9 protein-coding genes and 4 pseudogenes are annotated in these 12,915 nt (G+C 49.4%); 10 read left to right on the forward strand and 3 right to left on the reverse strand.

The genetic code is table 11. From position 1 onward, the window contains the following. Positions 1-163: 163 nt before the first annotated feature. The 10 genes and pseudogenes from GW591_RS05315 (at position 164) to GW591_RS05365 (ending at position 8,564) form a co-directional block, all read left to right on the forward strand. Positions 164-3,289, forward strand: a complete 3,126-nt coding sequence (locus GW591_RS05315) for a hemagglutinin repeat-containing protein (protein ID WP_318644542.1) — start codon at positions 164-166, stop codon at positions 3,287-3,289. A 754-nt stretch (positions 3,290-4,043) separates the two neighbouring features. Next, positions 4,044-4,451 carry a hypothetical protein gene (locus tag GW591_RS05325; RefSeq protein WP_013575352.1) on the forward strand — a complete coding sequence of 136 codons (408 nt, stop codon included), beginning with the start codon at positions 4,044-4,046 and terminating at the stop codon, positions 4,449-4,451. Between the two features lie 377 nt (positions 4,452-4,828). Continuing rightward, positions 4,829-5,002, forward strand: coding sequence for a hypothetical protein (locus tag GW591_RS24210; RefSeq protein WP_158307032.1), 174 nt, complete (start codon positions 4,829-4,831; stop codon positions 5,000-5,002). 184 nt (positions 5,003-5,186) lie between these two features. Next, positions 5,187-6,161: a VENN motif pre-toxin domain-containing protein gene (locus tag GW591_RS05335; RefSeq protein WP_119261585.1), complete on the forward strand. Its 975-nt coding sequence runs from the start codon at positions 5,187-5,189 to the stop codon at positions 6,159-6,161. A 12-nt stretch (positions 6,162-6,173) separates the two neighbouring features. Continuing rightward, positions 6,174-6,422 (forward strand): hypothetical protein, encoded by a 249-nt coding sequence (locus tag GW591_RS05340; protein ID WP_013575353.1) that lies wholly within the window; start codon positions 6,174-6,176, stop codon positions 6,420-6,422. A gap of 421 nt (positions 6,423-6,843) precedes the next feature. Then, a pseudogene (gene nrfD / locus GW591_RS05350) lies at positions 6,844-7,080 on the forward strand (NrfD/PsrC family molybdoenzyme membrane anchor subunit); the annotation flags it as partial. Continuing rightward, positions 7,076-7,222: pseudogene (locus GW591_RS24225) on the forward strand (hypothetical protein); the annotation flags it as partial. The pseudogenes nrfD and GW591_RS24225, both read left to right, overlap by 5 nt. Positions 7,223-7,460: 238 nt before the next feature. Continuing rightward, a complete protein-coding gene (locus GW591_RS05355) occupies positions 7,461-7,760 on the forward strand; it encodes a hypothetical protein (RefSeq protein WP_013575354.1) in 300 nt (99 codons plus the stop codon). Positions 7,761-7,793: 33 nt separating this feature from the next. Continuing rightward, positions 7,794-8,123: pseudogene (locus GW591_RS24060) on the forward strand (IS3 family transposase); the annotation flags it as partial. 216 nt (positions 8,124-8,339) lie between these two features. Further along, entirely contained in the window at positions 8,340-8,564 is a 225-nt protein-coding gene (locus GW591_RS05365) for a hypothetical protein (RefSeq protein ID WP_173362071.1), read from the forward strand. A gap of 209 nt (positions 8,565-8,773) precedes the next feature. Here GW591_RS05365 and GW591_RS05370 read toward each other — a convergent pair. The 3 genes and pseudogenes from GW591_RS05370 to yeaG all read right to left on the reverse strand — a co-directional run. After that, positions 8,774-8,982, reverse strand: a pseudogene (locus tag GW591_RS05370) (integrase core domain-containing protein); the annotation flags it as partial. A 285-nt stretch (positions 8,983-9,267) separates the two neighbouring features. Further along, positions 9,268-10,542 carry a YeaH/YhbH family protein gene (locus GW591_RS05375; protein WP_013575357.1) on the reverse strand — a complete coding sequence of 425 codons (1,275 nt, stop codon included), beginning with the start codon at positions 10,540-10,542 and terminating at the stop codon, positions 9,268-9,270. Between the two features lie 34 nt (positions 10,543-10,576). Next, positions 10,577-12,511, reverse strand: coding sequence for a protein kinase YeaG (gene yeaG, locus GW591_RS05380; RefSeq protein WP_013575358.1), 1,935 nt, complete (start codon positions 12,509-12,511; stop codon positions 10,577-10,579). Between the last annotated feature and the right edge of the window lie 404 nt (positions 12,512-12,915).

A 12,915-nucleotide genomic window follows, 5' to 3' on the forward strand; every position in this document is an offset into this window, starting at 1 on the left:
ACACTGAATAGACGTCCCTGCCCATAATTCTGCATAATCCCAACATCCAAATTAAATCTTCAAACTCCGTCAGACGTTGACTTTAAAAAACATCGCTGGCGCACTCAAAATCCTGCTGAACGAATGGTCTTCGAGATCTGTCGGAGACCACGCAGGCAGCGCCGTGACCGCCAAAGGCGACGCCATGCTGGCGGCAGTTAATGACATCAACCTCAACACGATGGACAAGAGCAGCCATCAGACCAGCGGCAAAAATCAGGCTGACAGCAACAACGCCACCCGCACGGTGGTGAGCAGCGGCGGCGACCTGACGCTGAGCGCCGGGCGCGACCTTAACTCGCAGGCGGCGCAACTCACCGCCGACCTCAACGCCTCACTCAGCGCCGGTCGCGACGTCAACCTGAACGCGCAGCAGACCAGCACCTACAGCGAAACCCACGGCAGTAAAAGCGTGAGTATCCGCGAGAATGTGGGGCAGGAAGGGACAGCGGTGGTCAGCGGCGTAAGCACCAGCATTGCCGCCGGGCGTGACATTACGACACAGGCCGCGCAAGTACAGGCCACCGGCGACCTGGCCCTGAACGCCGGGCGGGATGTGAATATCACCACCGCACAGGAAAGCCAGTACAGCTACGACGAAAAAACCAAAACCAAAAAACACCTGTTCTCCGGCACGACCACGCATACCGTTGCAGAGGACTATGCCACCACAGAGAAAGCCTCACAGCTGAGTGGCAATAAAGTCTCCGTTGTCGCCGGGCAGGACCTGACGGTGAAAGGTTCGTCCGTGGTCGGTGACGGGGATGTGACGCTGAAAGCGGGGAAAGACCTCAGCATTACCGCCGCCACAGAGGAACAGTCCAGCTACCGGCTGAGTGAGAAAAAAACCAGCGGCATGTTCAGCGGAGGCGGTCTGGGCGTGACGTTCGGCAGCAAATCCTCGCGTCAGCAAATCAATCAGGACGGCACCACCCAGAGCCAGAGCAGCAGTGCCGTCGGCAGCACCGGCGGCAACGTGAATCTGATTGCCGGTGAACAGGCGCATATCGGTGGCTCGGATGTGAACGCTAAAAATGACGTCAACATCGTCGGCGGCTCGGTCACGGTTGACCCCGGCAATGACATGCTGACCCGCAAACAAATCTACGAGCAGAAACAAAGCGGCCTGACGGTCTCGCTGTCGAGCCCGGTGACGGATGCGCTGTTGTCGCTCACCAGCATTGCCAAACAGGCCTCACAGACCGGCGACGGCCGAATGAAAGCACTGTATGGCGTGCAGGCGGTGGAGCAGGGCTGGATGTCCTCGATGGACGGGACCGCAACGCAGGCGTCTCAGTTGATGAATGGCAAAGTGGATGGCAACCTGGTCCAGTTGCAGGTCAATATCGGTGCGAGTAAAAGTAAATCCACTTCCGAACTGGAACAAAATCAGGTCACTGGCAGCACGATTACCGGTGGACGTAATGTTGCCATCGTTTCGACAGGTGCCAATGGGCAAAGCGGTGATATCACTATCACCGGCAGCGGTGTGACGGGAAATAAAGTCACGCTTGCTGCGCAGAACGATCTGCTATTGCAGGCCGCGACGAATAACAGCAAACAGACGAGTAAAGACAGTTCAAACGGCTGGAGTGTCGGCGCGCATATCTCACTGGGTAAGGAAACCGGCATTGGGGTACAGGGTAATGGGTATGCTGCGAAAGGTTCCTCGGACGGTGAAACGACGGAATACGTCAATACCCGCGTAAATGCCAAAGATAACCTGATTTTAAGCAGCGGGCGTGACACCGTACTCTCCGGAGCGCAGGCGCTGGGCGATAAAATCACGGCAAATATCGGGCGTGATTTGACGCTCACCAGTCAGCAGGATACCGACGACTACCAGAGTAAACAGCAGAGCATCAGCGGTGGATTCAGCTTCACCTTTGGGTCGATGACCGGCTCTGCTTCCCTGAGTATGAGCAAGTCTAAAACCCAAAGTGAATACGCCAGCGTGGGCGACCAGAGCGGGCTGTTTGCGGGCAATCAGGGTTATGACATCTACGTCGGTGACCATACACAACTGAACGGTGCCGTGATTGCCTCGACCGCTGATGCGGCCAATAACAGTCTGAATACAGGGACGCTGGGCTGGGACGATATCCAGAACAAGGCAAACTACAGTGCCAGCAGCGTTGGGGTCAGCGCCGGTTTCTCATCCAGTAAAGACCAGGGGGACGTGCGGCACAATGCAGGGGGTGTGCTGCCGGTGATGACCAATGCCAGCGGCAGCGCATCGGGCACCACCCGTTCAGCGGTTGCTGATGGCAGCATTACGGTGCGTGATACCGGCCAGCAAACGCAGGATGTGAGTACGCTGAGCCGTGATACGGAGAACGCCAACGGGCATATCGATAAAATTTTCGACAAGCAGAAAATAGAAGAAAATCAGGCCGTGGCGCAGGCTATCAGCCAGGTGGGCGTCCAGACGATGCAGAACGTGGTCATGCAGGCGCAGGTGAATGCACGAAGTGACGCGCTCGCAAGATTGTCAGGCACGGCGGAGTACAATAAAGCTTCACCTGCAGACCAGCAGAAAATGCTGGAGAACTCGCCGGAATACATTGCAGCAGAACAAAAGTATGGTATCGGCAGCCCGTTCTGGACGGCGGGCACGGCGATATCAGGCGCGCTGGCAGGCTTAACCGGTGGCGACATGAGCCAGGCGCTGGCGGGCGGGCTGGCCCCTTATCTGTCCCTGGCCGTGAAGGCGGCGACCACAGACGCCAAAGGCAACGTTAACGAAGTCGAAAATATCACCGGGCATGCGCTTGCCGGCGCAGTGGTCGCCTATCTGCAGGGCGGTTCTGTGTCGGGCGGTGCAGCCGGGGCCGCGACCGGTGAACTGGCTGCGCAGTTGATTGCGAAAGAGCTGTATCCGGGAGTAAAACCGGAAAACCTGACGAATGATCAAAAAGCGAATGTCAGCGCACTGAGCACGCTGGCGGCCGGTCTGGCGGGTGGCGTGGCCGGTAATTCGTCTGTGGCTGCGGGGACGGGTGCGGTTGCCGGGAAAACGGCAGTTGAGAATAATGCGGAGAGTGACCTTAGCAAATTCGAAAAGGATGCAGAAGAGTTAAGGAAAAAGGAGAATGAGATATTTGGTGGGCTTCCTGACACTGAAAATCCTGAGCTGACACATAACGTAGTAAGTCCAGGGTCCAGGATTAGGAGTAGGTGTTGGGATTGGTGCAACAGGAACAGGCAAAAACGGGGGTGGAGTGAATGGCGGAGGAACTTCAACACCTAAAGTACCGACTAACTTGCAACCTTTCACAAACCCGGCACAAGGTCCTGTAATCCCCTCGGACTGGGTGAGCAAACCAGGTAGAGTAACCGGAAGCATAATTTATTATCCTCCTGGTACTGACCCGAGTAACCCTGGCAGCTCGTATATTAGAGTTATGCCGCCTGGCTCAACTCCGGTACCTGGGTTAGAAAATGGTTATTGGATATCGGTCAAAAATGGTCAGCCGACGAATCCTGCCACAGGCGGTACCGGCACTCGTGGGGAAACGCACATTCCATTACCAACAGAGACGATGCCACCAAAAAGATGAGGTAGCAATGATTAGTAAAGATGAACTTCATGAGTTTGAGCACTCTATATTTACCGGAATAACAGTTGGAATTGGGTCTATGATTTTATTATTTTCGTCTAGTACCCGAGTATTGATCCAATGCCCATTCCTATGCGGTCGAAATGAACGGTCACATTTAGGTCATGGAGAAAATATAGAAACAAGTAATTTACTTTTTCCTCTTCTTAATCATGAGGTTAAAAATTGCTCACTCCTGGGTAATAAAAGATTGAATTTATGCTTTGACGATGGAAGTTATATATGCATAACTCCAGAAAATAACGGGTTAGAATCTTATGTAATTACGACTAGCCAAGGTGATTATCCGATAATTACTTACTGATTAATAACCTAAGCCAAGTCGTCGGAAGAGCCTGTGCATGCCTTCACTGTTGAATGAAGGTTCTGAAAGTGAGGTGTGAAATGACTAGTGAACGAGAGGCTTTAGAAAAAATTCTGGGCGGAAAAATTGAGCAATCGGACTCTCGAAGTGTACCTGGTGTTACGGTTGTTGATGGGCAGCAAGTTGTTTATTTTTCGGATGATGGGAAAAACAAATTCCGAAAACAATTTAATAACGTAACGTGCTTTTCTGAACCTCCGAATGCCGTTCGAGGTGGGGTAAATGATCGAGGGTGCAAAGTCACCCCGCCCTCGGGTCCTCTTTTTCACGCGATTTCCTATCATGGTGATCTTAACGGTTGGAAAAAAGATATTGAGATAGGGGCAAATGGCCTTGCTCTATTACTCGCTCAAATCGAAGGTGAACAATTTGTTATTTCTGATGGGCGCTCGTTCCCTCTATCAGATTGTAAAATAGAGTTTTCTTGATGGTTAGGCGCCTCAATCGCTTTTTTGCCATGTCTCCTGACCAAGGTTTTTAGGGCTAATCAGCCTGATGTGAAGGGAAATGGTTTCGGAGGTGCCAAAAAATCAACCAATTGCCTATTTTCTGACTCGGAATCCGGATTTTAGGCGCACAGTTCCTGAGTTTGTCCCCGCAACCATTCTTTTGCATCACTGATGCAGCCTGTCTGACGGCAATTTTGTTACCCACGTATCCCCGCTAGGGCGCCGAAAAACGTAGTCGTTCACCACAAAGAATGGCAGATATGGATTAATGAATAGTATACAACTTAATGAATATTAAAGAAAAATACCCTTATTTATCATATTTATTAAGGTTCTACCTTAACTAAGATTTTGAGGTGCTGTTTGGTAATGCGAATGAAAGATTGGCAGCATATAAGGCTACTGAGACTGCGGAAGAGCGGCAGCAGATGAAAGCAGAGATAGATTATTTGCTGGCACTTTCTCTATCAGAAGATGAATTACAGGACATACTGCTTAACAAAATTGATTGTAACTATTATTACCCATAACGAATGGCGTTCTTCGGAAAAATGGCTGAAACACATATATAAACAAATGAACTGAAAAGATCCCGGCCAAGTTGCCGGGATCTTTTTATCAATTACTCAGCAGGCCTGATCACCAGTTGCCCCGTTCTACGCTAATGGTAACCGGCGTATCAGCGGAGCGCTTGCCGGGCTCACCGGTGGCGATATGGGACAGGCTCTGGCGGGCGGGCTGGCACCTTATCTGTCTCAGGAGGTAAAAAAAGTCACGGGGGACAGCGCTGTCGCTAACACCGTTGGGCATGCATTGGCCGGGGCTGTGACAGCCTATATTCAGGGTGGCTCAGTGACGGGCGGCGCAGCAGGCGGTGCTGCGGGAGAATTAGCTGCGAAAATCATCATCAGTGCATTTTACCCCAATACCAAACCAGAAGACCTGACGGAGGAGCAGAAGGCAAATGTCAGCGCATTAAGTACATTAGCTGCCGGTCTGGCGGGTGGTGTGGCCGGGAATTCGTCATTGGCAAGCGTGCAAGGGGCGATTGCTGGGAAGACGGCAGTGGAGAATAATGCACTTAGTAGTCTTGGGGACGTTTTTGGTAGCCAAGGTAGTAAGTATTTTGAAGGTGCAGCCTCTTTAGAAAAAGAGCTTTTGCAAGATCCCAATCTGACGGATCAAGAAAAACAGAAAATCCGTGACCAATATATAAAAGGTGATCTACCTGAGGATGTTATCAAGGCTATCTTGGAAAATAATCCAGGATCAGACACTGTGATGTCATTATTGAATGCAAAAAATCCAGAAGATTATGCGTTAGCATTATTAAGTACATTACCAGCTGAGCGAGCATTAGCCTTAATTGGGAAATTTGCAAAAGCTGCTCCAAAAACTGGTGTCTTTAATATAGCTGAACGAGTTTACGATCAACTAAATGACCCAAGGTTGGGGAGTTTGTCTGGGAAATTTAACGCTGCAGACCTGCAAAAGCTTGTTAACAACCCCGATGCGGTACGTGTTTATGATGCAAGAAGCGGTCATATCAATGTAATACAAACCGTTGATGGAAAGCTTTTGCGAATTACTGTACCAAATAATGAAATGAAGATAATATCTGTCGGTCCTATCAGGCCAAACCAAGTGAAAAATCTTATCGAGAAAGGTTCTTTTGTTCCTTTACCTTGAGGCGCAATGAGTATGGCAAAAATACATATTGAAGAAATACAAAAATATCTTGCGGCACGAGGTGAAAAAGATGCATTACCTCATGTGAACAACGGAGAGGGTTATTTCCTTGAAATCCGATTTGATGATCAAACGCTGAAGGCTTCACACTGTGTAGATGAGGAGCTCAAAAACAAAGTTATTACGGCTGATTGTCCTTACGGAGCGGTGACAATTATTTTTGGTGAAGACGGGCAACTTGTATCTTTAGATTTAAGTTGATTACTCAATCCCGGCCATCGATCCGGGATTTTACTTTATATCCTCAGCGGTTCAGCTCTGGCAGGATAACCAGTCGTTCGCGCACAGCAACAACAATCACTGTGACCACGCTGAATCAGCCGCCGAGTCGCCGAACTTGATGTCCGCCTCTCACGAATCGCATCCCAGACTGCTCAAGGGAAAGTAGAGATCATTCACGATGCTCTCATTGACGGGTGGACTGCTGGGCCTAATCATCGGAGCCGCGCTGGGACTGACTGGCGCTGGTGTTCGGCCTCGGCATGGACATACGTCATGCAACGCCTGTGGCGCTGCTCGCCGTGGGCGTTGCAGCGACCCTGGGTGCTTTGCGGGGATTGCGCAAGGGAGTTGTTCGGTATAGAGCAGCAATGATGCTGGCTGCTGCTGGCGCCGTGACGGCTCCGCTACTCAATGGCTGGCGTTGGCAAGTGCATTCTCAGCGGTGGGGTTACTGGTATACACTGGTCGCGAAGTCTCTGTGGTACAAGCCCGTCCAATTTGGTTTAGCTACGCTTTCCCGTTGGTGATGTTTCTCAGTGCCTTTTCGGCCTTTTTCGCACTACTAATCGTGTCGAACCGCGAGGACAGGTCGTTAGAGCGAAAACTGGCTTGGGGGCAACTCTGGGCGCTGCCCGCTCAATCGTGCAGAAGATTACTATCTGCGTGTTGCCGCCAACATCGCGTTTATGGGTAAAGCGCCGGTTGCGCAGGCAACGGTAGACGATGTGACGCTCACCGGAGTGAACCAAATGCTCCCCTTCATCCAGCAAACGCTAAAACGGGTGATAACCCAGTCCTAGAGCCGCCTGTGCAAACAGCTCACCGCCATACTGACGCTTCTGCACTTTGGTTGAATACTTACAATTGTGCCAGCAGGAACCAAAATGCAAGTTGGGAAAGTTGCACCTCAGCCGCAGTTTGGAGCATCAAGTTCTGGTGGGGTTCAGTATGAGCTTTTAGATCGTATACCAGCGGCATTATTAGGTAAGCCAATACCTTTAAAATGAGATTATTGAAATGACTGACCAAATTGTGAACGAGTTAAGTGTAAAAGATGGAAATAAAGTAGTGCTATATGATCGGCTCGATATGGAAAGCATCTATGGCAGAGAGCAATGCGCCAGAAATGTTTACTTGATTGATGCGAGTGCTCAAGTAATTTGGCAGGTTTATAGTGAGTATGATTCTGAGGGGAATCCTTTCACAAATATCAGTGTAGATGATCTAGGTAATATTACGGCCTATCGTTGGGATGGCGGACTATATTTTATAAACGGAAATACTGGTTTTGCAAAACCTCAAAAACTAATTAAGTAGTTATGTTTCAAATTATTTTCAGTCTCTGGGGGTTTGCTGTATCATTCGGACCAATGTAGGCACTATACTGGTAGTAATTTCAAGCAGTTACTGTGGAGATATCAGATAAAGCAAAGCCTGGGTCGCCGGGGGAATTGCTGGGAGCATCAACAGCCTGATGGAACGTTTTTTTAGAAGTCTGAAAACAGAATGGATGCCGGATAATGGATACGCTAATTTTAGCGAAGCCAGCACAGCGATAACGAATTACATAACGGGATATCACAGCCAACTCAAAACTCATCAATATAATGGTGGTTAGTCGCCCAACGAATCAGAACGATTGTTCTGGAAAACTCTAAAGCCGTGGCCAATTTTTGTTGACCACTACACAGCCAGAACGGAAGGCCCTACTCGGGGGGCTTCTTTTGTTACAGAGTTTGATCCTAAAACGGGCAGTACGAGGCAGTGGATGGAAAGCTATGATCATTCAGGGGAGGTAATCCGTGTCCACCCGAAAAGTATTAATGGCCAATCGGTTGATGCTCAGCACTACCCTCCGACCGGAGCAGAATTAAAGAATTGGGGGCAGCAATGAGCATGGAAGACGTAGTGGCTGATAGGCTTGAAAGAATAGTTGCGGATGGGTTTGATATTTTTAAAATATCAAAAGAGGCACTTGATATTTATCAAGATCCAAGTTTTTCACTCACGAAAAAGTTAGATTTTGCGTTGCTGTCACTAATTGCAATGGTCGAAGGGCCAGAGTTTGAGATGACAGAAAAAGAGTTTCATGAATTTTTATCTGATATTCGACAGATGTAGTCTCTTCAAAATACCTACATTGGTCAGGCACTATCGACACCGGCCTTGCGCCGGTGTTTTTGCACCCATTCTGTAACCTTCTTGCACTCAAGCTATATCATTTTTGTAGTCCTTTTTTCTCCTCCCTTGTAAGCACACCTGTTTTACTTCCACGCACTTTTTGAGATTTCCGGTTTCTGATCCCTTCCCAATATCTGTGCCAGGATAAATCAGAGATCCGGGCCTGTTTGCAGGCTTCGGATAAATTCTGCCGGAGTCTGGTTATTTAACGAGGAATGTGGTCCATCATGGTTATGTTCCTTCCGCCAGCGATCGAGCTTTTCTTGCGCATTCTCGATCGACAGGAACGAGTGGATATTCAGGCATTCCTCAGACTGCCATTGAACGATTCGAACAATGGGTTATCTGCAGGCATGCCGGAGAGAAGTCCTTAGTAACTTTATTTTCGCATGCTCATCACTTTTGAAATGATTTGCCAATAAATACGTTCATAAATGGTGATATTTACTTTTTTAATCAATAAATTATTTTACTCACTGTGCTGTTGCGTCATATGAAACGGTATAGTTTGGACGTATGGAAAGAAAATCTTCACCAAAACGAAGAGTAATTTATTGATCTCATTGAAAGGGAATATGCACTCAAAAGTGAAGGGAAACAGCCAGTAAAAGTAACTTAACCGGCTGTTTTTAAAGACTAAACATTAATGATCCTGAACCTGCTTATGAAACAGCTCCCTGAATACCGGATAAATATCTTCCTGTTCACGGATATGCTGCATGGCGAAATTATCGAATTTCTCCTGTAGCACTTCGTATTCACGCCACAGCGTCTGGTGGGCGCGGCGGGTAATTTCGATATAGCTGTAATAACGCACCATCGGCAGGATCTTCTGTGCCAGAAGCTGATGGCAGAGCGGGGAGTCGTCAGCCCAGTTATCGCCATCGGAGGCCTGCGCGGCGTAAATATTCCACTGCGCCGGGTCGTAGCGTTCCTGAATGACTTCATCCATCAGTTTCAGTGCACTCGAAACGATGGTCCCGCCGGTTTCCTGCGAGTAGAAGAACTCCTGTTCATCCACTTCTTTAGCCTGTGTATGGTGACGGATATAGACCACGTCGACGTTCTTATACGTCCGGCTCAGGAACAGATAGAGCAGGATATAGAAACGTTTGGCCATGTCTTTGGTTGCCTGATCCATCGAACCCGAGACATCCATCAGACAGAACATCACCGCCTGGCTCGAAGGCTCGGGGCGACGTTCATAGTTACGGTAGCGCAAATCAAAGGTATCGATGAACGGCGTTTTGGCGATTTTTGCCCGCAGCTCAGCAATCTCTTTACGCAGCCGTTCTTCTTCCAGTAATTGTGCTGGTTCGCTGTGCTCGACCTCGGTCAGCGTCGATTCCAGCTCACGCAGCTCGCGTTTTTTACCCGCTGTCATCGCCGTGCGGCGGGCCAGCGAGTTTTGCAAAGAGCGCACCACACTGATATTGGCCGGTACGCCATTAGACGTGTAACCGGAGCGGTGGGTTTTAAATTCATTCAGCTGTTTATGCTGGTTTTTTCTCAGGTTTGGCAGCGCCAGATCTTCAAACAGCAGATCGAGATATTCGTCCTTTGAAATCTGGAATGAAAACTCATCTTCGCCTTCACCATCCTTGCTGGCATCGCCCTGACCACTGCCACCGCCACCACCCCCCTGCGGTCGTTCGATGCGGTCATTCTGCACAAAGTGATCGTTGCCGGGATGAACACGGTGGCGCAAGCCACCGCGACCCTGATGAAACATGGGCTCGTTGATATCGGAATTGGGGATCGAAACGGATTCCCCGCTATCCACGTCGGTAACCGAACGCTTGTTGATGGCCTCGGCAATCGACTGTTTGATTTGCGACTTATAGCGGCGCAAAAAGCGCTGGCGGTTCACCGCGCTTTTATTCTTGCCATTCAGCCGACGGTCAATAAAATACGTCATATTTCCCCCAAACGACGTTGCCAACGATCTTCTGTTACGAGGATTTTCTTACGCGCAGGTACCATTCACACAGCAGGCGTACCTGTTTGCGTGTGTATCCTTTCTCCATCATTCTGTCGACAAAATCATCATGTTTTTTCTGTTCATCTGTCGACGTCTTGGCGTTAAACGAGATAACTGGCAGTAATTCCTCGGTATTTGAGAACATTTTTTTCTCAATGACCGTGCGCAGTTTTTCGTAACTGGTCCAGTTTGGATTGCGGCCGCTGTTATTGGCGCGGGCACGCAGCACGAAGTTGACGATTTCGTTACGAAAATCTTTTGGATTGCTGATCCCGGCCGGTTTTTCGATTTTTTCCAGCTCGGCATTCAGCGATTCACGGTCAAACAGTTGACCGGTATCCGGATCGCGGTATTCCTGATCCTGGATCCAGAAGTCAGCGTAGGTAACATAACGGTCGAAAATGTTTTGTCCGTATTCTGAATAGGATTCCAGATAAGCAGTCTGGATCTCTTTGCCGATAAACTCAGCGTATTTCGGGATCAGATAGCCTTTCAGGTGCTCCAGATATTTTTCAGCGATGTCCTGCGGGAACTGTTCGCGCTCGATTTGCTGTTCCAGCACGTAGAACAAATGCACCGGGTTGGCAGCCACTTCCACATGGTCAAAGTTGAAAACACGGGAGAGAATTTTAAACGCAAAGCGCGTCGACAGCCCGTTCATGCCTTCATCCACACCCGCATAATCGCGGTATTCCTGATAGGACTTGGCTTTCGGGTCGGTATCTTTCAGGCTTTCACCGTCATACACCCGCATTTTGGAATAACTGCTGGAGTTTTCAGGCGTTTTCAGGCGCGAGAGAATCGAGAAGCGCGCGAGCGTTTCCAGAGTTCCCGGTGCACAAGGAGCATGCGAGAGTTCACTGTTGCTGAGCAGCTTGTCGTAGATTTTCATCTCTTCAGACACGCGCAGGCAATAAGGCACTTTCACGATGTACACACGGTCAAGGAACGCTTCATTATTCTTGTTGTTACGGAACGTCACCCATTCAGATTCGTTGGAGTGCGCCAGAATAATGCCGTTGAACGGCAGGGCGGAGATCCCTTCGGTACCGTTATAGTTACCTTCCTGTGTCGCCGTCAGTAACGGGTGCAGCACCTTAATCGGTGCCTTAAACATCTCAACGAATTCCATCACACCCTGGTTTGCGCGGCATAAAGCACCGGAATAACCGTAAGCATCCGGATCATTTTGCGCGTGGTTTTCCAGTTTACGGATATCCACTTTCCCGACCAGTGCGGAGATGTCCTGGTTGTTTTCGTCGCCCGGTTCCGTTTTGGCGATGGCGATTTGTTCGAGAATCGACGGCCAGACTTTCACGACTTTAAACTTCGTGATGTCCCCCCCGAATTCATGCAGACGTTTTGCCGCCCATGGCGACATGATGGTGCCGAGATAGCGCGGAGGAATGTTGTATTCTTTTTCCAGAATATGCGCATCTTCCTGCGGATTGAACAGGCACAGCGGATGGTCGTTTACCGGGCTGCGTTCGCCGTTGGCGCTCAGCACGTAAATCGGTACACGTTGCATCAGGGATTTCAGCCGTTCGGCCAGTGACGATTTACCGCCACCCACCGGGCCCAGTAAATAAAGGATTTGTTTCTTTTCTTCCAGACCCTGCGCGGCGTGTTTCAGGTAGGAGACAATCTGTTCGATAGCCTCTTCCATGCCGTAAAATTCTTCAAATGCAGGGTAACGTGCAACAACACGGTTCGAGAATAAACGCGACAGGCGTGGTTCAAGCGCGGTATCTACCATCGCTGGTTCACCGATTGCCATCAACAGACGTTCCGCCGCATTGACATAAGCACTGCGATCTTGCCGTGCAATGGTAAGAAATTCCTGCAGTGTGAACTCTTCGTCCTTGGCAGCCTCATAGCGCTGGCGATAATGGTCAAATATGTTCATACGATGCCCGTCCTTCGTTATTTTACCCTTCGTCTTTGGAACCGCACCTTCGTTGGCTTCGCTTGTTCACCCGGGTCACTTAACTGTGTAAGCTCATCGGGAATCATTCACTTGCCGCCTTGCTGCAATTCCAATGATTCGGGTAACGCACAGGTTAATGAGAGCTTTTTTCAGCGCTCCCGGAAGAAAGATCTCCCACCTGAAATACAGCAACCCTTATGCCAACTTGCAAAACCCCTTGGAAAGCGACAATCTCGATGGTTTGAGAACTGTCTTTATTCGGTGGGACGGGCAACCGTTCAGGCTAAGTCTTTCATCTATTTATAAGCGTAGTTTGGCATTAAGAAAATTTCCTCTCTGGTTTTGGCGTTTTTTAAGTCATATCAATGACTCAGTTGTGCGGA

The sequence above is a fragment of the Rahnella aceris genome (assembly GCF_011684115.1).
Taxonomy (GTDB): Bacteria; Pseudomonadota; Gammaproteobacteria; order Enterobacterales; family Enterobacteriaceae; genus Rahnella; species Rahnella aceris.